General features: G+C 34.5%; 21 protein-coding genes and 3 pseudogenes. 18 read left to right on the top strand and 6 right to left on the bottom strand.

Features of this window, described 5'->3' with window-relative positions:
- Positions 1-227 precede the first annotated feature (227 nt).
- The 5 genes from arsR (at position 228) to DN393_RS25755 (ending at position 3,807) form a co-directional block, all read left to right on the top strand.
- Positions 228-533, top strand: a complete 306-nt coding sequence (gene arsR / locus DN393_RS25775; protein ID WP_000046014.1) for an arsenical resistance operon transcriptional regulator ArsR — start codon at positions 228-230, stop codon at positions 531-533.
- Between the two features lie 60 nt (positions 534-593).
- The gene (locus DN393_RS25770; protein WP_064475770.1) at positions 594-1,031 is read left to right on the top strand and encodes an ArsI/CadI family heavy metal resistance metalloenzyme; all 438 of its coding nucleotides are present in this window, start codon (positions 594-596) and stop codon (positions 1,029-1,031) included.
- 18 nt (positions 1,032-1,049) lie between these two features.
- Positions 1,050-2,090 (top strand): ACR3 family arsenite efflux transporter, encoded by a 1,041-nt coding sequence (gene arsB, locus DN393_RS25765; protein ID WP_064475769.1) that lies wholly within the window; start codon positions 1,050-1,052, stop codon positions 2,088-2,090.
- A gap of 25 nt (positions 2,091-2,115) precedes the next feature.
- A complete protein-coding gene (gene arsC, locus DN393_RS25760; RefSeq protein ID WP_098102875.1) occupies positions 2,116-2,520 on the top strand; it encodes an arsenate reductase (thioredoxin) in 405 nt (134 codons plus the stop codon).
- Positions 2,521-2,793: 273 nt separating this feature from the next.
- Positions 2,794-3,807, top strand: coding sequence for a phosphotransferase enzyme family protein (locus DN393_RS25755; RefSeq protein ID WP_149174075.1), 1,014 nt, complete (start codon positions 2,794-2,796; stop codon positions 3,805-3,807).
- 38 nt (positions 3,808-3,845) lie between these two features.
- Here the strand turns inward: DN393_RS25755 and DN393_RS25750 are convergent, their stop codons facing one another.
- Complete coding sequence (locus DN393_RS25750) at positions 3,846-3,980, bottom strand: IS3 family transposase (RefSeq protein WP_081257319.1); 135 nt, start codon at positions 3,978-3,980, stop codon at positions 3,846-3,848.
- Between the two features lie 63 nt (positions 3,981-4,043).
- Between DN393_RS25750 and DN393_RS32550 the strand changes: the two are divergent.
- The 6 genes and pseudogenes from DN393_RS32550 to DN393_RS25720 form a co-directional block, all read left to right on the top strand.
- Positions 4,044-4,150: pseudogene (locus DN393_RS32550) on the top strand (amidohydrolase); the annotation flags it as partial.
- Between the two features lie 122 nt (positions 4,151-4,272).
- Positions 4,273-5,529 (top strand): MDR family MFS transporter, encoded by a 1,257-nt coding sequence (locus DN393_RS25740; protein ID WP_064475766.1) that lies wholly within the window; start codon positions 4,273-4,275, stop codon positions 5,527-5,529.
- Positions 5,530-5,544: 15 nt separating this feature from the next.
- Positions 5,545-5,649, top strand: a pseudogene (locus DN393_RS32225) (aminoglycoside phosphotransferase family protein); the annotation flags it as partial.
- Positions 5,650-5,954: 305 nt separating this feature from the next.
- Complete coding sequence (locus DN393_RS25730; RefSeq protein ID WP_064475765.1) at positions 5,955-6,965, top strand: LacI family DNA-binding transcriptional regulator; 1,011 nt, start codon at positions 5,955-5,957, stop codon at positions 6,963-6,965.
- A gap of 77 nt (positions 6,966-7,042) precedes the next feature.
- Positions 7,043-8,616, top strand: a pseudogene (locus DN393_RS25725) (NPCBM/NEW2 domain-containing protein); the annotation flags it as partial.
- Positions 8,617-8,820: 204 nt separating this feature from the next.
- A complete protein-coding gene (locus DN393_RS25720; RefSeq protein ID WP_098112169.1) occupies positions 8,821-9,426 on the top strand; it encodes a DJ-1/PfpI family protein in 606 nt (201 codons plus the stop codon).
- Positions 9,427-9,685: 259 nt separating this feature from the next.
- Here DN393_RS25720 and DN393_RS25715 read toward each other — a convergent pair whose 3' ends face one another.
- From DN393_RS25715 to DN393_RS25695, 5 genes are read right to left on the bottom strand one after another with little or no spacing between them, the layout of a single operon-like run.
- Positions 9,686-10,117 (bottom strand): disulfide oxidoreductase, encoded by a 432-nt coding sequence (locus tag DN393_RS25715; protein ID WP_064475763.1) that lies wholly within the window; start codon positions 10,115-10,117, stop codon positions 9,686-9,688.
- Positions 10,114-10,794 (bottom strand): DsbA family protein, encoded by a 681-nt coding sequence (locus DN393_RS25710; protein ID WP_064475762.1) that lies wholly within the window; start codon positions 10,792-10,794, stop codon positions 10,114-10,116. The genes DN393_RS25715 and DN393_RS25710 overlap by 4 nt, the downstream gene beginning before the upstream one ends.
- A gap of 53 nt (positions 10,795-10,847) precedes the next feature.
- Positions 10,848-11,432 carry an SCO family protein gene (locus DN393_RS25705; protein WP_064475761.1) on the bottom strand — a complete coding sequence of 195 codons (585 nt, stop codon included), beginning with the start codon at positions 11,430-11,432 and terminating at the stop codon, positions 10,848-10,850.
- 59 nt (positions 11,433-11,491) lie between these two features.
- Positions 11,492-13,945 carry a heavy metal translocating P-type ATPase gene (locus tag DN393_RS25700; protein WP_149174074.1) on the bottom strand — a complete coding sequence of 818 codons (2,454 nt, stop codon included), beginning with the start codon at positions 13,943-13,945 and terminating at the stop codon, positions 11,492-11,494.
- The gene (locus DN393_RS25695) at positions 13,935-14,294 is read right to left on the bottom strand and encodes an ArsR/SmtB family transcription factor (protein ID WP_000336202.1); all 360 of its coding nucleotides are present in this window, start codon (positions 14,292-14,294) and stop codon (positions 13,935-13,937) included. The genes DN393_RS25700 and DN393_RS25695 overlap by 11 nt, the downstream gene beginning before the upstream one ends.
- A 322-nt stretch (positions 14,295-14,616) precedes the next feature.
- Between DN393_RS25695 and DN393_RS25690 the strand changes: the two genes are divergently transcribed.
- From DN393_RS25690 to DN393_RS25660, 7 genes are all read left to right on the top strand, one after another.
- A complete protein-coding gene (locus DN393_RS25690; protein WP_064475759.1) occupies positions 14,617-15,366 on the top strand; it encodes a metal ABC transporter ATP-binding protein in 750 nt (249 codons plus the stop codon).
- Entirely contained in the window at positions 15,363-16,229 is an 867-nt protein-coding gene (locus tag DN393_RS25685) for a metal ABC transporter permease (protein WP_064475758.1), read from the top strand. The genes DN393_RS25690 and DN393_RS25685 overlap by 4 nt, the downstream gene beginning before the upstream one ends.
- Positions 16,230-16,246: 17 nt before the next feature.
- Positions 16,247-17,182 (top strand): manganese ABC transporter substrate-binding protein/adhesin MntA, encoded by a 936-nt coding sequence (gene mntA / locus DN393_RS25680; protein ID WP_064475757.1) that lies wholly within the window; start codon positions 16,247-16,249, stop codon positions 17,180-17,182.
- A gap of 266 nt (positions 17,183-17,448) precedes the next feature.
- A complete protein-coding gene (locus tag DN393_RS25675) occupies positions 17,449-18,444 on the top strand; it encodes a CgeB family protein (RefSeq protein ID WP_064475756.1) in 996 nt (331 codons plus the stop codon).
- 174 nt (positions 18,445-18,618) lie between these two features.
- Positions 18,619-19,503 (top strand): alpha/beta hydrolase, encoded by an 885-nt coding sequence (locus DN393_RS25670; RefSeq protein ID WP_149174073.1) that lies wholly within the window; start codon positions 18,619-18,621, stop codon positions 19,501-19,503.
- Positions 19,504-19,663: 160 nt separating this feature from the next.
- Positions 19,664-19,876, top strand: a complete 213-nt coding sequence (locus tag DN393_RS25665) for a hypothetical protein (protein ID WP_064475754.1) — start codon at positions 19,664-19,666, stop codon at positions 19,874-19,876.
- A gap of 144 nt (positions 19,877-20,020) precedes the next feature.
- Complete coding sequence (locus tag DN393_RS25660) at positions 20,021-20,296, top strand: hypothetical protein (protein ID WP_001176332.1); 276 nt, start codon at positions 20,021-20,023, stop codon at positions 20,294-20,296.
- The last annotated feature ends 580 nt before the right edge of the window (positions 20,297-20,876 follow it).

Raw genomic sequence — 20,876 nt, 5'->3', positions numbered from 1 at the left:
AACAGTTATAGAGACTCCATTCCTCGGAAACATTGTAACTATTAAGTTGTAAAAAGAACCATAGTTTTTCATTTTTGAAAAAGCTATGGTCTTTTTTAATTGTAACAAAGATAGGATGCGAGGAAGTTTTTGTAAATCAAAAATAATGATTAATTAGTTGCATAATAAATTAATCAGCGTATATACTATAAATATCAAAAAAAGTTGATGAAGGGAAGTGAACTACGGTGGCACAAGATTTTCAGCTCTATGAAAAAAAGTTTAAAGCGTTGGCGGATCAAAAGCGTTTAGAGATTATGTATGAGCTTTGTCAGCGAGGCCAGACGTGTGTATGTGATTTAACAGAGATTTTTGAAATGACGCAATCTAAGTTGTCATATCATTTAAAGATTTTATTAGATGCGGGTTTAATTGTAAAAGAAACAAAAGGCACTTGGAGTTATTATGATTTAAATGATGCGGAAGTAAATAATTTATTATCAGAAGAATTGTGCTGTATTTTTAGAAAAACAGGAAAAGGTAGCTGTTGTTAAAATTTTATGTTATTAATCAAAAAAAATTGATTAATAACATATAAAGAGGAGGAGTAAGCTATGAGATATGTTCACGTTGGTATAAATGTTACGGATTTAGAGAAGTCTATCGAATTTTACGAAAAGGTATTTGGCGTATCACCAGTAAAGGTGAAAGTAGATTATGTAAAATTTTTATTAGAGACACCAGGACTTAATTTCACGCTGAACGTACGAGATGAAGTGAAAGGAAATCAGGTAAATCATTTCGGTTTCCAAGTGGATACAGCTGAAGAAATTACATTACATAAAGAAAGATTAGAAAAAGAAGGTTTCTTCGCGCGTGATGAGATGGATACGACTTGTTGCTATGCAGTTCAAGATAAGTTTTGGGTAACGGATCCTGATGGGAACGAGTGGGAGTTCTTTTATACAAAAGCACATAGTGATGTTCATAAAATAGAAGAACCATCTTGTTGTACGACTTCTAACGTAGTAGATAAAAATTCTTGTTGTTAATAGGAGATGGAAAATAAAATGAAACGTTTATCTTTTCTAGATCGATATTTAACACTATGGATTTTTCTAGCTATGGCTGTTGGGATTGGTTTAGGGTTTGTGTTTCCTAGTGTAGTAGAAGGACTGAATACATTACAAGTTGGAACAACGTCTATCCCACTAGCTGTCGGTTTAATTGTCATGATGTATCCACCATTAGCGAAAGTTCGTTACGAGGAAATGGGCCGAGTATTTAAAGATGTAAAAGTATTGGTTTTATCTTTAGTACAAAACTGGATTATCGGACCTGTACTTATGTTTGTTTTAGCAATTATTTTTCTTCCTGATAAGCCAGAATACATGGTCGGACTCATTATGATTGGTTTAGCACGTTGTATTGCAATGGTGATTGTTTGGAACGACCTTGCTGATGGGGATAAAGAGTATGCGGCAGGTTTAGTGGCTTTTAACTCAGTATTCCAAATGTTATGCTTCTCCGTTTATGCATACGTGTTTGTAACAGTCATTCCAGAATGGTTAGGAATTGAAGGGGCTATTGTCGATATTACAATGGTAGAAGTAGCGAAATCAGTATTTATCTATTTAGGAATTCCTTTTATAGCAGGTATGTTGACACGTTTTGTACTCGTTAAGTTAAAAGGAAGACAGTGGTATGAAAAGGTGTTTATACCGAAGATTAGTCCACTTACATTACTTGCATTACTATTTACAATCATCGTTATGTTCTCTTTAAAAGGGGAGATGATTGTTAGCGTACCACTAGATGTAGTAAGAATAGCGATTCCATTATTAATCTATTTTATTGTGATGTTTTTTGTTTCTTTCTTTATGGGAAGAAAAATTGGTGCAAACTATTCGGTAACTACAACGTTAGCATTTACAGCAGGTAGTAATAACTTTGAGTTAGCGATTGCTGTAGCAGTTGGTGTGTTTGGTATTCATTCGGGCGCAGCATTTGCAGCTGTTATCGGACCATTAGTGGAAGTACCTGTCATGATTGCACTTGTAAATGTCGCTTTTTGGTTTAAGCGTAAATATTTTAATGATCAACCAGTATAATTTAAAAACAAAGGCGGAAAACAACATGGAGAACAAAAAGACAATTTATTTCTTATGCACAGGAAATTCATGCCGAAGCCAAATAGCAGAAGCATGGGGCAAACAATATGTAGGAGATAAGTGGAATGTATATTCTGCAGGAATCGAAGCACACGGAGTAAATCCAAATGCTATTAAAGCGATGAAAGAAGTAAATATTGATATAACGAATCAAACATCGGATATAATTGATACAAACATTTTAAATAGTGCTGATTTAGTCGTTACGCTTTGTAGTCATGCGGATTCTGTTTGTCCTTCGACACCTTCGCACGTAAATCGTGTCCACTGGGGATTTGATGACCCAGCAGGAAAAGAGTGGTCTGAATTTCAACGTGTTCGCGATGAAATTGGAGAACGTATAAAGCGATTTTCTGAAACAGGGGAGTAAATAAAGGAAAGAGCCAATCTTCTATCGTATAGGGGATTGGTTCTTTTTCTATACATGGTCACTACTGCATTGGTTTACAACAACTATCTCAACGAATGTAGAATGTTATGTAAGAATGATATAGTTAGAATAGTAGTCCGACTCTATTAAATTTACACATATAATACTATTGATAATTAATGATGAATAGAATTTTGGTTTTTAGAGTAATTGAGATAGTAATCATAAAAAATAGTATGTAATAATACTTTTTTCATATGAAAGGAAAAAAGGATGAAACAAATAATAAAAGACATATTAATAAATTATTTTAAAGAAATTCATTCACTAATAGTGGAAGAAGAATTACATAAGAATAGTTGGCATACAGATCTACACTATAAAATCATGGTGAATGGGAATCGGTATTCCGCACGGTTTATAAATAGCGACCGAACAATCAATCCAGCTTTTGGGACGTTATCAAATGAAGAATTGAAAGAGCAAGTACGGTTTACATATTATTTACGAGAGCATGGGATTCCATTTATGCAGATTAAGGAGAATAGGGCAGGAGATTCCTTTACGTTTGTCACTTGTAATGATGAACAGTATCGGTTTGTATTGTCTACTTGGATGGAAGGAGAACATGTTACTCATTGTACAGAAACGATGGCAGAAGTCTTTGGAAAGGAAGCAAGAAAGATACATGATATTTCTAGTACGTTTCAAAGCTCGACTTTTCAAAAGAAATCTCATTTAGATGGATATGGTGAGTTTATAAAGTTGTTAGAAAATAAGAGTGGTACATGTAAGGAATTAAGAGGGTATATAGATCTCGCTAAGTATCATATAGAAAGCGCATATACGAATGATTTAGAGTATATAGTACAAACAGATTTAAATCCTTTAAATGTCATATGGGATGCAAATCAATGTGTAAAAGGAATTGTAGATTTTGAATCGATTGGATATGTTGATCGTATGGAAGGATTAGCCTTTTTAATAAAATGGTACTCCCGGATAGAAGGAATACAGTCGCATAAAGTATGTTCGGAAGTTGCTAGAGCATTTTTAGAAGGGTATGGAGCTAATAACATTTTAACTTCAAATGATTATAAAAGACTTTCTTCATTGCTATGGTTATCCGGCAGTTTAAATTGGAACTTTGTTAAAAAGACGATGAGTCTATTAGATGACGAGAGTGAATTAGTAGAACATTTGAGAGTTTATAAAATAAGGGGAGAAAATCTATCTGTATTAGTAAGTAGAGGAAGAGTCAATTCTGAACAGCCCCCTGTCAAGTAGACAAGGGAACTAATAAAACCCCCTAAGCGGCTTTAGTTCTATATTCCATGGGGATGAGGCCGTTTAGTTGTTTTTGGAATGTCGTAATTATAAAACTGAATGTACTCGTCTATTGCTTGATTTAGTTCCTCAAACGTATCGTATTTATGTAAGTAATATTTCTCGCACTTAATAGTTCCTTAAAAGACTCCATTGGCCCATTATCATATGCCTGTTTTTATCTATCCGGGTTTGATAACCAAGAGTTTTACGCATTAAGAACGTTGAGTTTATTGGTAGGAGTGCTAGTTTCCAACTGCAGCACAATATAGCGGGACATGAAACAGGTTTTCTCGCGCGCAAAGTTTAGATTCCTATATTAATTTGTAAAATAAATTCCCTTTATGTTATTATGTTTTCCTTGGATTAAAAGTTTATAAAATGTATAGTAAATATTTTATAAGTTAAAATAGGGGATGTATTATATTGAAATGGTTATTATGGGACCGAAATTTAAAAACTAGATTGATTGGCGAGACTATGTTCAATACATTGTTTTGGATGTATTTTCCGTTTATGGCAATATACTATAGCGATGCTTTTGGTAAAACTATTGGCGGGATTTTAATGGCAATTATACCTCTTGTAGGTATAATAGGTAATTTATTAGGTGGATATTTAGCTGATCGATTAGGACGCCGCCCTGTCATGCTATTAGGCACAATCATACAGGTAGCAATGTTTGGAGTTTTTGCTTTATCTCATTCACATTGGATTAATTATTTAGCCTATATTGGTATTGGGATTAGTGGGGCAATCTACAGTCCAGCAAGTTCTGCAATGATAGCTGATATAGTACCAGAAAAGGATAGAAGGGTCGTCTTTGCCACTTTTGTTACAGCCAATAATATCGGTGCTGTATTTGGACCGGTGTTAGGTTCATTTTTCTTCTTTCATTATCGAAGTGAATTGTTATGGACTTGTACAATTGTTACATTTATTTATTTTATAGCAATCTATTTCATAATTAGAGAAACGTTTCCAGAAGCTTCTAAAAATAATGGGGACAAAAACAAAATATCGAAAATCTTTAAAGAACAATGGAATAATTATACGAAAATCTTTAGTGATAAAATTTTCGCTCTTTATATAGTTGCTGGAATATTCATTATGATAGCTTTCATGCAACTCGATCTTTACCTTGCGTTATATGTAAAAGAATTTGTACCAACACAATCTCTTTTCTCATGGAGTACTGGTTCGTTCTCTCTAAGTAATACTGAAATTTTCGGATGGATGATGGGGTTGAATGGGATTCTATTTGTTTTATGTTCTCTACCTGTTGCAAAATACTTTGAGAGTTGGAGCGACCGAAACGTTTTAATTATCTCTAATGTTTTATTTGGAACGGGTATGTTTTTAATAGGACTCACAACGAATATATGGCTATTGTTCGGGTTTATGGCAATATTAACAATTGGTGAATTGATCCGTTCACCAGTTGTACATAGTTTTGTCAGTAAATATGCACCTGAAAATGCTAGAGGACAATATATGGCAGCATCCAATTTACAATTTACCATTGGGCGCTTTATTGCACCCATTATGATTGTATTTTCTACATGGTTATCTCCAATTGTTGTGTTTGGCATTATATTACTTTGTGCCCTTGTTAGTGCGGTTTTCTATGTAAAAGTATTTCGAATGATTTCAAATACAAACATGCATAATTCTAACAAATAGTGATGTTATTGCCATTTAGGTGACGAGAGTGAATTAGTAGAACATTTGAGAGTTTATAAAATAAGAGGAGAAAATCTATCTGTATTAGTAAGTAGAGAAAGAGCCAACTCACACGAGTAGGCTCTTTCTTTTTATGTACTACGAATCTTCGTAATAGTACGATGCTGCGGCATTCCTCCCATAAAATATAAGCCTAAAAAACGCCCATGTAATCATAAAAAAATGACCCCATTCACACTTTACGGGTTATCTGATGTATAGTTGTATTTTTTTATAAAAAATGTTTTTAAAAAGTGTTGAAATATTTTGAAAATTAAATTATTATTATCCATGTAAACTACTAAGTAATCGTTTACATGGATGGAATAAAGCTTTAAACGAAACTGAAGTAAACGATTTCTTGAAAACTTAGAAAGAGTGATGAAATGGCTAAGTCTACAATTAAAGATGTTGCAATGGAAGCGAATGTGTCTACAGCTACAGTATCTCGGGTGTTAAATGCAAGTGGATTTGTAAGTGACGACATTAAAGATCGTGTTTATTTAGCTGTGAAAAAACTTAATTATCAACCGAATGCGATTGCTAGAAGTTTAAAGCAAGATAAAACATACACGATTGGTGTTGTGATTCCTGATATCACAAACCAATATTACATGACGATTTCAAAGGCGATTGAAGATATTGTACAGCAAAAGGGGTATAACCTTATTTTTTGTAGTAGTCATGAAAATCCTAAAAAAGAGGATAAATTGTTGCAACTACTAGTGGAGCAACGGGTAGATGCGATTGTGTTGGCGACTGCTGGAGGTTGTGAAGAAAGAGTAAGAAGTATTCATCAAGCCGGTGTACCAATTGTTTTAGTTGATCGGACTGTTGAGATTGGAGATTCAAAATTAGATTCGGTTATAGAAAGTAATTTTGAAAGTGCTTATACATTAACGAGCTATCTTTTAAAACAGGGGCATAAATCAATTGGTCTTGTGAATGGATTGTTGAACGTAAGTACAGGTAAAGAGCGTTATGAAGGATTTCAAAAAGCTTTGGAGGATTTTGGTATTCAGGAAGATGAAAACTATACGTTTAATAGCACTTTCACTAGAGAGGGTGGAATGAAAGCAGTTGATTATTTTCTTAATTTTACTGAGAAACCGTCAGCTATTCTAACCTTGAACAATGAAATGGCATTCGGTGTTCTTCTTGAATTAACGAGGAGAGGATACTCAGTACCAGAGGACATAGTGATCGCTTCATTTGGTGATGTGGAAGCAGCACAATTATTACGAGCACCTGGGATTATATCAGTAGCTCACAAACCATATGAAATGGGAGAAAGAGTAGGTGATATTTTACTAAAGCGTTTAAACAATGAAGAAGGCCCTTTTAATGAAATATTTACACCGAAATTACTAATAGATGCACAAAGTGTAAGTATTTAAAACGATTAGAAATAATGATTTTCTTTCAGATAAAAATCGGAAGGGGGATAGAAATGCTAAAAGGAATACCGAAAATAGTTACTCTAAACCATCGTGGTGATGAGGGAACAGGCTGGAGTAAAGCGAATAAAATTAACTTATGGGCACGTTTGTTAGATGGTGACCATGCTTATAAAATTTTGCAAGGGAGCTTACAGGAAGTACGCTCAGCAACTTATTTGATACGCATCCACCGTTTCAAATTGATGGAAACTTTGGTGCGACATCGGGAATTGCTGAAATGTTAATTCAAAGCCATACCGACTCCATTCAACTATTGCCTGCACTTCCGAAAGCTTGGAAGGACGGTTCTTATAAAGGACTAAGAGCACGCGGTGCATTTACAATTAATGCGGACTGGAAAAATGGTGTTCCTACAGTTATTCAGGTGACTTCTGATCATGGAAACGATGTAAATTTAAAAAGTCCAATGTTCAATACACCATTTACTTTAACAAGAGTTGGCACGAATACATCAGTGCCATTTACGAAGGATGGCGATACGATTTCCTTTAAAACGGAACAAGGTAAATCTTATAAAATTGAGTCTATGCTTAGTTTCGATTTAGAATCTACGAACAGTGTAACTGCAGGAAATACAGTGAAGGTAAAAGCTCATTTATCAAACTTTGGTACATTGAAATCTTCTTCTGGAGAAGTAGTTGTAAAGGCTCCTGAGAGCTGGAATGTGAAACCGATTCAAGTAGCTTTTGAAGGTATTGAACCAGGAGGATCTAAAACAATTGAGGCGGATTTACCTGTTCCTATCGATATAGTCGCTAACAATTACGCCATTGAAGCGGAAGTAAACACAGATAGTGGGACGGTTAGTAAATCGAATCAAATAGAAGTAACTCCAGCAGTAAAGCTCATTTCGGCAAAAGTAGAACCAAATCCAATTAGCGCTGAAGGTGGTTCTACTACATTAAAAGTAAAGGTTCAAAATGAAATAAAGGAAAAAGTGACGCCTGGCAAAATTGAGTTGCAATTACCAGACGGCTGGAATGCACAGCCATCAACAACGGACTTTCAATTACCGGCAGGAGGAGAGGAAACATATTCGTTTGTTATCACTCCACCAACTCAGTTTAAAGGAATGAAAGAAATTGGGGTCTCCGTAAAATTGGGGAATTCGGTCGTGACTTCAACGAAAGTGCAAGTTGCTTCTGGTGGTATTTATCTTAGTGATATTCCATGGGTAAAAGCAACTGCTGGATGGGCAACAGTTCAAAAAGATAAAAGTACTGACGGAAACCCAATTTCATTACTCGGAACGACAGGCCCGGTTACGTATAAAAAAGGGATCGGAACGCATGCAAAATCAGAAGTTACCTATGATATATCAAATGCAACGTACAAACAATTTAATTCCTATGTAGGAATTGATCAAGAACCTGGCGGTAAAGGCGGTTCGGTCGTATTTAAAGTACTACTTGATGGAGTGGAAGTATTTAATAGCGGCAAAATGTATTATAATACCCCGGCCAAATTTGTTGATGTTGATCTTACAGGTAAGAAAGAATTAAAACTAGTAGTTGACGATGCAGGTAACGGTAATGGAAATGGAAATGATCATGCGGACTGGGGAGATGCTTGGTTGAGTTATAAATAAAGATAGGCTAACAAATCTAAAAAAAAACGCTATTCTTTCTGTAGAATAGCGTTTTTGTATGTCTACTTTTATATTTGATGCATTTTACTTATTTGTTATAGGAATTTAAAACTTCTTATCTAAAATATTATATAAAGTTATATTTTCTGCCTATAGCTCGTAAATAACCGATAAAGTGATTTTTAACGATGAGGTGTTCGAAAAATGAAAATACAAATTGTATTGTTTGACGGTTTCGGAGAACTTGTCTCCTTTGCACCTTTTGAAGTACTGAAAAGAGCGATAGAAGAAGGGGCTCCATTTACGGTTGAACTCGTATCAAGTGAACGAAAACAAGAAGTTACTACTTCGTTTGGAGTTACGATTAAACTACATGATTTTTTACGAATGGATAATCGTCCAGATTTGTTAATTGTACCTGGTGGTGGCTGGAATCATAAAGCTAAACACGGGGCGCGAAAGCAAGCTGAGCTTGGTACTTTGACTAAAATAATTAGAGAGATGCACAATGAAGGAACGATTGTTGCTGGAGTTTGTACTGGAGGTATGTTACTAGCTGCATCCGGTATATTGAATGATAAAAAGGCAACAATGCATCATTTGGCGCAGAGTGAAATTCCTACATATGGGGCAGAATTTCTTCCTTACAGAATTGTGGATCAAGGCGATAGTATTACCGCAAGAGGAGTTACTTCAGGGCTTGATTTAGGACTTTGGATCACGGAGAGATTTGCAAGTCCTAAAATTGCGGCTGCTGTTGAATATAGAATGGAATACGAGAGGCGAGGGGTTGTTAGTAGGGAGTCATAATAAAAATAATACGTCATGTAAATCTAAAATATTTATGGAAATGGCAAGTCCTAATCCAGTTATCGTGTATGAGTAAATGGTAGCCATATGTGGATTCACTTATCAAGGACCTAAAATATAAAAAAAGCAGGAGATCACGAGTGATTTCCTGCTTTTTTCGTCTATAAAACTATTGTTCTTACAGTCGGGGTTTTCATTATACTCACAGTAACAAGGAATGCGATTTAAAAGCTCGATTTCTTTTTCTACCATTACCATATTAATTCGATCTCGTTAACAACATAAACAAAGTAATGAAAGAAAAAGCAATTAACGCTAAGAAGGGGATCGTTATAAAACCTAACCAATTAATATAATCGACATTACAAGGGACACCTTGCACGCACGGGTTAATCTCTGAAACGCCAGGGATTTTTTGTATTGCATAGTGATAAAGTGAAATACTCCCGCCGATAATAGAAATTGTTAATACATATTTTTTTATGTTTTTTTCATTACAGAACGTTGCAATGCCTAAAATAATACAGAGCGGATACATCATAATTCGTTGGTACCAACACAATTCACACGGTATGAACCCAAGAATCTCACTGAAAAATAGACTACCTAGTGTCGCTATCATTGATACAATCCATGCAAAATATAAAGTGTAATTACGCCATTCAAAATGCTTATTTGTTGTACTCATCATTTCTTGTCCTTTAATGCTTTTTCAATTAAATTTTTGATTTGTTCATAATCATAAGGGTCAGACAACATCGTTCCATTTATGACAATGCTCGGTGTTTGTTCTACACCGTAATCTTGCGTTAGTTTTTCATCTTTATTTACTTCTTCTTGCGCTGTTTGTTTTTTCAAATCTTCTTCAAGTTGAACAGCGTTAATACTTGGTGTATATGTTTTCGCAATTTCTAATAGTTTTTCAGGAGTAATCCATGGATCATCATGATTTGCTGGTTGTGCGTTAAATAATTCTTTATGGAAGCTCCAATATGCTTGTGGGTCTTGTTTATAAACAGATTCAGCAGCTAAAGCAGACAATTTAGATTCCGTTCCGTGGAATAAAACATTTACATATGAAAATTTAACTTTTCCTGTATCGATATAGTCTTTTTGAAGCTGAGGGAAGACGCGCTCACCCCATGCTTTACAAGCAGGACACTTAAAGTCGCCAAACTCAATAATAGAGACTGGTGCATCTTCTTTTCCTAAAGTAGGTTGCTTGCCGATAGGGGGTAAATCTTTTATTACTTTATTTGTCGCAACTTTATCTTCTTTATTTAAAACGACGAAAGCTGTAACAGCAGCGAAAATGATTAATGTGGCAACGAACAATAATTTGATGTGAGAACTTTGCTTTTTTTTCATATAAACACCTCGGATTTTTTAAGTTTAATAGAAACATAATAAGTAGTTTTTAGTTAGCGAATTCTTTTAATATCACGGATCATATCTTCATATGGCGTATTTTGAAGGCCTGAATACTTCTTCACAACTTTCCCATCTTTATCTACAAGATAAAAGCTTGTACCATGTATAACTTGTGTATTGTTTTCTGGTTTCGTTACAAGTGTTTGGAAGTTATTTTTTGCAAACTTTTCAATTTCTGGTCGTGTATACCCTGTTAAAAAATGAGTTCGCTTCGCATCCATTTCATATACTTTCATAAACTCTGTTATTTTTTCAGGTGTGTCCACTTCAGGATCTACACTAAACGAAACAAACTCTACATCTTTAATACCTTCTTTTTGCAACATGTTTTGAAGTTTTGCCATATTAGCTGTCATAGGAGGGCAAACGGTTTCACAACTTGTAAAAATAAAATCGGCTAACCAAACTTTATCCTTCAATTCAGATGAACCAAACTTTTTTCCATTTTGATCTGTAAAAGTAAACTTTTCTACAACCCAATTGAGTGAATCTCTTAATTTACTATCACTACATGCTCCTAAAATCGTAATGATAGAAATAAGTATGAGTAATGTAATGACACGCATTTTTTTCATATGTACATCCTTTCAAAATTTATTTAAGGTACGGAGCTACTAGGTAGCCCCGCATCTTATTATTTGTTTCGTAATAAACGCATACTGTTTAGGATTACAATAAGCGCAGCGCCTGTATCACTTAGTACAGCCATCCAAAGAGTAAGCCAGCCTGGGAAGATAAAGGCAAGGGCAATAAATTTAATAATCAATGAGAACCATATATTTTGTTTAATAATGTACAATGCTTTCCGGCTAAGTTTCATCGTAAACGGAAGTTTTTCAAGATTATCTGCCATTAATACAATATCTGCCGTTTCCATTGCTGTATCAGTTCCAGCACCGCCCATAGCAATTCCTAGATTTGCAGTAGCGAGGGCGGGGGCATCATTAATACCGTCTCCAATCATAGCTACTGTTTTTCCTTCAGATTGAAGTTGTTTTACAGCATGCACTTTATCTTCTGGAAGTAAGTTAGCAAAATAACGATCTACTTTTGCTTTCTGTGCAATATGTTCAGCTGTTCCTTCATTGTCTCCTGTTAACATAACAGTTTCCTGAATACCTGCTCGTTTTAATTCTTGAATCGTTTCATAAGTCGTAGAGCGAATGGAATCTGCTACTGAAATCATTCCTAAAATCACTTTGTTCGTTCCAACAAGTATTACGGTTTGACCAATTCTTTGCATTTCTTCGATTGGTTCGTTCCACATTTGAAGTGAAACACCAAAATCTTCATATAATGCTTTATTTCCAGCGTAATAGGTCTTGCCATCTATCGTGACCTGTGCACCTTTTCCTACAATGGCGCGGAAATCTGTTCCGCTTTGAAGAGAAGTTTGATGTTCTTTCACATATGTTGTAATGGCTTTTGCAATGGGATGATTAGAATATTCTTCAATTGTTGCGGCAATGGATAGTAATTCATCTTCCGTACAATCTAAGCTTCGCACATGCATTACTTTTGGTTTTCCTTCAGTCAATGTACCTGTTTTATCAAATGCAATAGCATTTAATGCACCTGCAATTTCTAGTGCAGTACCATCTTTAATAAGTACACCGTTTCTTGCGGCATTTCCTATTGCAGATACGATTGCAACAGGAGTTGAGATAACTAAAGCACAAGGACACGCAACAACAAGAAGTTCTAACCCTTTATAAATCCATTCCATCCATTCACCCATACCAAGAAGGGGAGGGATGATCATGACACCGATTGCTAATACAAAAACGATAGGTGTATAGATTTTTGCGAAACGATCCACAAATGCTTCTGTCGGTGCTTTCTTTTCCTGGGCTTCCTCTACAAGGTGGATAATTCGAGATAACGTAGTATCCTCAACGAGTTTAGTTACTGTAATCTCAAGTGAACCTTCCTCATTAATCGTCCCCGCATATACGGAATCACCAATTTGTTTATCAATTGGGATAGATTCACCAGTTATCGGAGCTTGGTTTACAGTAGAAGTGCCGCCTGTAACTGTGCCGTCTAATGGGATCTTTTCACCAGGTTTTACAACAATTGTTGTATGCACTGCAATATCATCTACAGATTTTTTTATAAGTTCAGTTCCAACTTTTATCCAAGCTTCTGACGGTGCTAAATCAATTAATCCGCGAATAGATTCTCGTGTACGTTCAATTGATTTATTTTGCAAAGTTGCACCTAATGCAAATAGCCAAACAACGGTTGCACCTTCTAGCCATTGACCAATTAATACAGCACCAATTGCAGCTGATATCATAAGAACATTCATATCAAGTGATTTACTTCTAATTGCATAAAAGGCGCTTTTAGCAGGTTTATAACCACCGATACCGATACTCGCCGCATAGAGAAGTGTAATAAGAAGAGGTGATATGTTTGTAAAACTTCCTCCAAACCCTAAAGCTAAAAATAATCCTGAAAGAATTAAAGTTGTATTTTTAGCTTTTTGAACAGGAGCGGACCCTCTGCGGGCTCCTGCTAAGGAAGCCCCAAACCCTGCATTAGACACTTCTTTTATAATGTCATCCACATCGCGGTCATGACGAATATGCATTTTTCCAGTAGCAAAGTTTACTCGAACTTCTTCTACGCCTGAAACATTTTGTAGATGTTTTTCGATTGTTAAGGCACACGCCCCGCAATCCATTCCGTCCACTACGTATGTTTGTACACTGTCTCCTACTATTTTCTGAGTAGCACGAGTAGGAGATGCATCTTCGCATGAGTTGTCACTACAGCAAGAAGACTTTGATGTCGTTTGTTCTTTTTCTAGAGCTAATTCAGATGAACAGCAGGAAGAACTATTTTCTGTTTTTATAGAATCATTGTTACTACTGCAACAAGAGGTTTCCTTCGTGATAGGAACAACTGGAATCTCTTTATTAGAGGAGCAACATGATGAAGGTTCTTTTGGAATCTCTTCTTTTATAGTTTTGTTTTCAGTACTACAATAAGAAGTTTTCTTAGCAATAGAAACAACTGGAATCTCTTTTTTTGAAGAACAACATGACGAAGTTTGTTTTTCCTTCTCGTTCTTATTTGTCATGACAGTTTTCTCCTTTTTGAGATAAACAAGCATCGTTTTTATCACATGATGCTACTTCATTTTGTACTTCATGAAAAACGACATCAAACATAGTGAGTAACTGTTCAATTTGCTTATTGCGTAAGGAATAGTGGACGTATTTTCCTTCCTGTCTACCTAGGATGATTCCGCATCCTTTTAAACAGTTTAAGTGCTGAGATATATTTGACTGATTTCCTTGCGTGATTTCCACAATTTCAGATACTGTTTTTTCACCATCCATCATACATTGAAGAATTTGTAATCTTGTTTTATCAGCAAAGCCACGGATGAACTTGGCTTTTACATCTGAATCATTTGAGTTGCACAATTGTATCCTCTCCATTCGTATTAGTAATTACTAATATGTTATTCTTTATTCATATTAGCATTGGCTAATATGTGTGTCAAAATGAATTGAGAAAAGTTTGATATTTTTGTTTTTTAGAGGCAAGTTTTCACAATATATTCATAAAGTAATAAAAAGAAGTTTACAAATTTGCATCTAGATTATATAATTTGACTCATATAAAAAAGTTTCCTTAAGGAAACTTTGGTGTGAATTTACATTCGCATTATATTTTTTTGTTTGAAAGTTGCCTTAGTGCAAAATAATTATATAGATGAAAAAAAGAAAGGGGAATGCATAAAAAATGGATGAGGCTATAATTGTCAAAGATTTGTTTGTATCTTATCAAGGGAATCAAGTAGTTCAAAATGTTTCCTTCGATATTGAAAAAGGGAAGCTCGTTGGAATTATTGGTCCAAACGGTGCGGGGAAATCTACTTTAATGAAAGCTGTTTTAGATCTAATTCCAAGCGATAAGGGATATGTTCAAGTCCTTGGAGAGGATATTCGAAGTGCTAGAAAGCATGTTGCTTATGTACCACAAAGAAGTGATATAGATTGGGATTTCCCGATTACAGTTTTAGATGTGGTACTAATCGGAACGTATCCATCTTTAGGGATGATGAAAAGACCGAAGCAAGAGCATCGAGATTGGGCTTTTGAATGTCTAAAAAAAGTCGGTATGGAGGAATTTAAAAATCGTCAAATTGGTGAGCTTTCAGGTGGACAACAACAACGGGTCTTTTTAGCGAGAGCATTAGCACAAAAGGCAGAAATATTTTTCCTAGATGAACCATTTGTAGGAATTGATGTAACAAGTGAAGAGACAATTATTAAAATCCTTAGAGAATTACGCAAAGAAGGGAAAACAATTGTCGTAGTACATCACGATTTAAGTAAAGCAGAATCGTATTTTGATAAATTGCTATTATTGAATAAGAGCTTAATTCATTACGGAGAAGTAAGGCAAGTACTAGAACCAACTGTTATGTCAAAAGCGTATGTAAATCACGGCATATTGTTTAATAATGCAGCGGAGGTACATTCATCATGAAGATTATAGAATTTATAGATGCATTAATGCAGTACGGTTTTCTGCAGAAGGCGTTATTAACTTCCGTGATGGTAGGAGCGATTTGCGGCGTAATTGGCTGTTTTATTATTTTACGAGGTATGGCTTTAATGGGGGATGCCATTTCACATGCTGTTCTTCCAGGGGTAGCACTTTCTTATATGATTGGTATGAACTATTTTATAGGAGCCGTTTTAACAGGAGTTATTACTGCAGTCGGAATTGGGTTTGTAAGTCAAAATAGTCGAATTAAACATGATATGGCGATAGGGATTATGTTTACATCTGTTTTCGCTGTAGGGATTATTTTAATTACCTTTATGAAGAGTAGTTCGGATTTGTATCATATTTTATTTGGGAATGTTCTATCAGTTCGTTCTTCTGATATGTGGATGACACTTATTATTGGAGTTGTCATTATTGGTCTTGTGATTCTGTTTTATAAAGAACTACTCGTATCTACTTTTGATCCAACGATGGCGCAAAGTTATGGGTTGCCAAATAAGTGGATTCATTACGGCTTAATGATTCTTCTTACAATGGTTACAGTTGCTTCACTTCAAACTGTAGGAATTATTCTAGTTGTCGCTATGCTTATTACACCGGCGGCTACAGCGTATTTATTAACAAACCGTTTATGGGTCATGATTTATTTAGCGGCAGGTATTGGTGCACTTTCATCTGTAGTAGGGCTATATTTTAGTTTCTCTTATAATCTTGCTTCAGGTGCAACGATTGTTCTTGTTGCAACATTCTTATTCGCATTGGCATTCTTTTTCTCACCGTCACAAGGTTTGTTTTGGAGAGTTATCAAAATTAGAAAAAATAGAGCAGAGTTGTCATAATTGATTGGAGGATAAAGATGAAATTCAAAAATGTTTTATTATCAATACTTTGTATTTTCGTATTTGCATTAACAGCGTGTTCTAGTAACACAAATGGGAAAGAAGAGAAAAGTGGGAAATTAAAAGTTGTAACTACATACTCCATTATATATGATATGGTGAAGCAAATTGGTGGAGATAAAGTTGAGATTCATAGTCTTGTTCCAATTGGAGCTAACCCACATGAATATGATCCACTACCAAAAGATGTTATGAAAATGACAGATGCAGATATGGTGTTTTACAATGGGTTAAACCTAGAAGAGGGCGGAGCATGGTTTAAAAAACTATTAAAAACGGCAAATAAATCAGAGAAAGATGCACCTGTTTATAAAGTAAGTGAAGGTGTAGAAGCTATTTATTTAGAAACAAAAGGATTAGAAAAAGAACCAGATCCACATGCTTGGATGAATATTAAAAATGGTATTGTATACGCTGAAAATGTGAAGAAGGCATTAATTAAAGAAGATCCTAAAAATAAAGAGTTCTATACTAAAAATGCCGACAAGTATGTAGCGGAACTTCAAAAATTACATGATGAGACAGTCAACAGAATTCATCAAATCCCTGAAGAAAAACGTTTCTTAATTTCTAGTGAAGGTGCATTTAAATATTTTGGAAAAGCATATGGCATTAAGACGGGATACATTTGGGAAATCAACTCAGAAAATCAAGGTACACCAGATCAAATTAGAGATGTTGTAAGTGTAATTCAAACAAACAAAGTGCCAGCTTTATTTGTTGAAACAAGTGTAGATCGACGTAGCATGGAAACTGTTTCAAAAGAAACAAACGTACCAATTGCAGGTACAATTTTTACAGATTCACTAGGTAAATCAGGTGAGGATGGAGATACTTACTTGAAAATGATGAAATGGAATACAGATACCATTATTAAAGGGTTACAAAAGTAAAACTTAGCTAGTGTAACTATTGAAGTTTTATACGATAAGAAAGAGCCAACTCATGTGAATTGGCTCTTTTTTTTATGTACCATGTTTTATTAATAATTGGACTGAATATGACCTAGTTTTATTCCCTTCGTGCCAGCTTCCAAAATGAGAGGAGTTCAACATAATGGACATAAACGTTGCTTATACATGTAAAGTAAGATGTCATAAAATGAATAAAGACTGCTAATTTTTGCGCACTTTGATTATGTAGAAATAGGGGGGATGACATGAAAGATAATACGCCTAAAAAAATTTTATTTATCCAATCAGGAATTCCTTTTTATTACCCAATGATCGAAGAAGCAATTTTGAATAGTTTACAAAAGGTAAACAGTAATACAATTATGGTGAACCCAGAACGAGCGGTAGAAACTGCATTAAAAATGAAACCGGATTTTATTTTGGTACTAAGTGGTTTAAACGAGGGATGTATTAGTGTCATGCCAGTCCTAAAGAGTGCAGGTTTTACTACTGGACTTTGGTTGACAGATGATCCGTATTATACGGATGTAACACAAAATCTTGTTCCGTATTATGATTACATATTTACGCAAGATTTAAATTGTATCAAGTTTTATAGGGGGTTAGGATGTAATAATGTGTTTCATCTCCCGTTAGCAGCAAATCAAGATGTGTTTAAGCCTTCTCAAAAAGAAGATACATATAAGTATGATCTTAGTTTTATAGGTACAGCATTTGAAAATAGAATTAACTTTGTTGATTCTATTTCAGAGTATTTAGTAGAAAAAAACATAAAAATTGTGGGATTCGGTTGGGAGAAGTTAAAGAATTATGAAAGGTTAAAGAATAAAATACAAATCTTGCCACTTGCAAAGTATGAAGATGCATTACAATTTTACGTATCAACTAAAATCAATATAAATTTACACCGTTCACCAAATGATCAGGAATTGAATTGTAATGCTGCAAACATCCAAGCATATTCAGTAAACAATAGGACGTTTGAAATTAATGCTGTAGGTTCTTTTCAATTAACTGATATACGCCCAGATGTAGCAAAGCATTACATACCAGGTGTTGAAATAGAAACCTTTTACAGTGCACCAGATTTTATACAAAAAGCAGAGTATTATTTGGAACATGTACAAGAAAGAAAACAAATTGCAAAAAATGGACTGGATAGAACTTTAAAAAATCACACATATGATAAACGCATATTACAACTATTAAACTATATTAATTTCATAGGCGTGAAGATGTAGTTTAACCATTAACTGAAATGATAAGCGTTTCGTGCTTTCAACGAGAGTTAACTCTCGGATTCTATAAAATCATTTACGAAAAAGGGATTTGGATAATTTTGCTGAATTTATTCATTTAGAAAAAACAATTTTGCATTCAAACTAATTTACATCTGATAATTAGAGGAGATTAAAATGAATTACTTTTTTGTAGAATTTGGTGAGTATGAAGCAAGTGTTTGTGAATGGGGAGATAAAAGTAATCCTCAAATCATTTGTTTTCATGGTTTAGGAAGTACAAAATTAAGTTTTATCGAAATAGCGGAACTTTTAAAGGATGATTATCATATTGTATCGTTTGATCTACCTGGACATGGGAAAACACGAAGTTTTGAGAAGGATGAAGATTACGGTGCATCTCATTTAACAAAATGGGTAGTAGCATTACTTGAAGGGATAGGAAAAGAAACATTTCATATAGTAGCACATTCATGGGGAGCAAGTGTTGCGCTTCACTATGCAGCAGAATGTACAGAAAAAGTGAATAAAATGGTTTTGTTAGATGGTGGTTATCATCATGGTAAAATGAATGCAAATTATTTTGCGGAGCTATATAAAGGTGCGAAAGAAGGAGAGTGCCCACCTCGGTCATTAGAAGAAGAAATCACCCATTATGAGAAAGATTTTGATGAATATATTTTTGACAGTAAAGAAGCGTTCATCCAATCAGAAAAAATGGTTTACACTAGATGGTCGCCATTAATAGAGCGTGCGGTTTATGATTTAATGAGAGAAGAAGATAATAAAGTGAAATGGCATGCTACTGGCGATACCGCTAGAAGTGTAATTAAGTTTCAATATACAGTGTATAAGACATTGAAATCTCATAAAATTAAAAGCGATATTTTACTATTGTATTGTGATCTTCCACATAATTATTTAGAAATAAGAGAATTGCAGATTGCGGAATTTAGGAAGCATATTGATATTACGACTAAGCTTTATACAGATACAGGGCACCTAATGCATTGGGATAGACCGGAAGAGATTGCCGAGGATGTTTTACATTGGTTCATATAAAGGAGGTCCGTTGTTCGAATTTGAGCAACGGATTTTCTTTTGAAAAATTTAATGTAGTTGTCATAATCAGTTCCTTGTAAATAGACATAATAAAAACTAGTTATAAGTTCAAAAGGAAAAAAGTGATGAAAATAAAGAATTAACAAAGCAAGCCAATGCATTGCAAGGTGAGATTCAACAAGAATTTTTAGCTACATTTAATAAGTTGAACATGAATGATATTACTGGCGATGTAAAAGAAGCCCGTAAATCTTTAGATGATCTTATGGCTTGGATACAACAATCTGACCTATTAAAATCTCAAAAGGATTTTGTTGATACGTTACCTGAAAAAGAAACAAGTATCTCTAAACTAGAGGAAAGTAAAAAATAAAGAAAAGAGGTTGCCTAAAAGTAACTACTCAGCGACTTTTGGGACAACCTCTTCTTTTTGTTGTAGATTTTCAAGAAAAATTTAGAATAAAATAAAAAATATAATCACCTACCTATTATTCACTAATGAAAAGAGGCTAGCGAAATGCAACTGAAGTATGGGAAGCACATTAATATATTATCTATTGTTCTAACTTTGTTCTCTTTTTCTGTAATTGTAAGTTTCTCTACCTGGTTGAGTGGATATTCAATTCCCAACCTTTCTACAATGCTTAAGGTAACAATGTTGAGTGCATTTATTCTTGGCATTATAGGGTTTAGACAAGAGAAAAGCGCACTAGCGATTATAATTATGGGAATATGTGCCTTTGCTCTAGTCGTTCTATATACTTATGCGGTTATAAGTTTTCTTGAGCATTAAACACCATAAAAAAGAAACGAACATTTTTGTTCGTTTCTTTTTTTGGGATGATTATTATAAAATAGCCTCTTCTAATGATTGAGTGCTGAATCCAAGAATTAATTTTTGAATGTTATTTTCATGATCTTTTACAATGATATATGGAACGCCCTGTACGTTAAAGGGTTCAACCTCTTCTTTTTCTTATGGGGTATTAGGGGTACCACCCCATGCCCATCAAGCTAATATTTTATAGTACCCCCAGAACCAAATTTTTATCTCTCTACAGTTATTTATGTGAATTCAACTCGATTTTTTGTTTTGTGGGATAATTAGTTTTTTAACTTGATGGCGATAGGGAAAATGCTTTTCGTGTAAGCGTCAAATATTCCCCACCTACTATTTTTATTGTATATTTTAGAGTTACTTGATGTTTACTCTATTCGGGGTACCGCCACATCACCATCAAGCTAAGAAAAGCAAATACCCGAAAATGAGAAAATTGACGTCTCCAGATTAAAACGTACAATTTTCTCGTTTTGGGGGTATTTTAAAATTTCAACTTGATGATGGGGTATGTCCTACTAAACATAAAGTTCGA

Source organism: Bacillus sp. BPN334, assembly GCF_008368885.1.
GTDB lineage: Bacteria > Bacillota > Bacilli > Bacillales > Bacillaceae_G > Bacillus_A > Bacillus_A wiedmannii.
The sequence above is the reverse complement of the archived record's forward strand: the minus strand, read 5'-3'. Positions and strand labels throughout refer to the sequence as shown.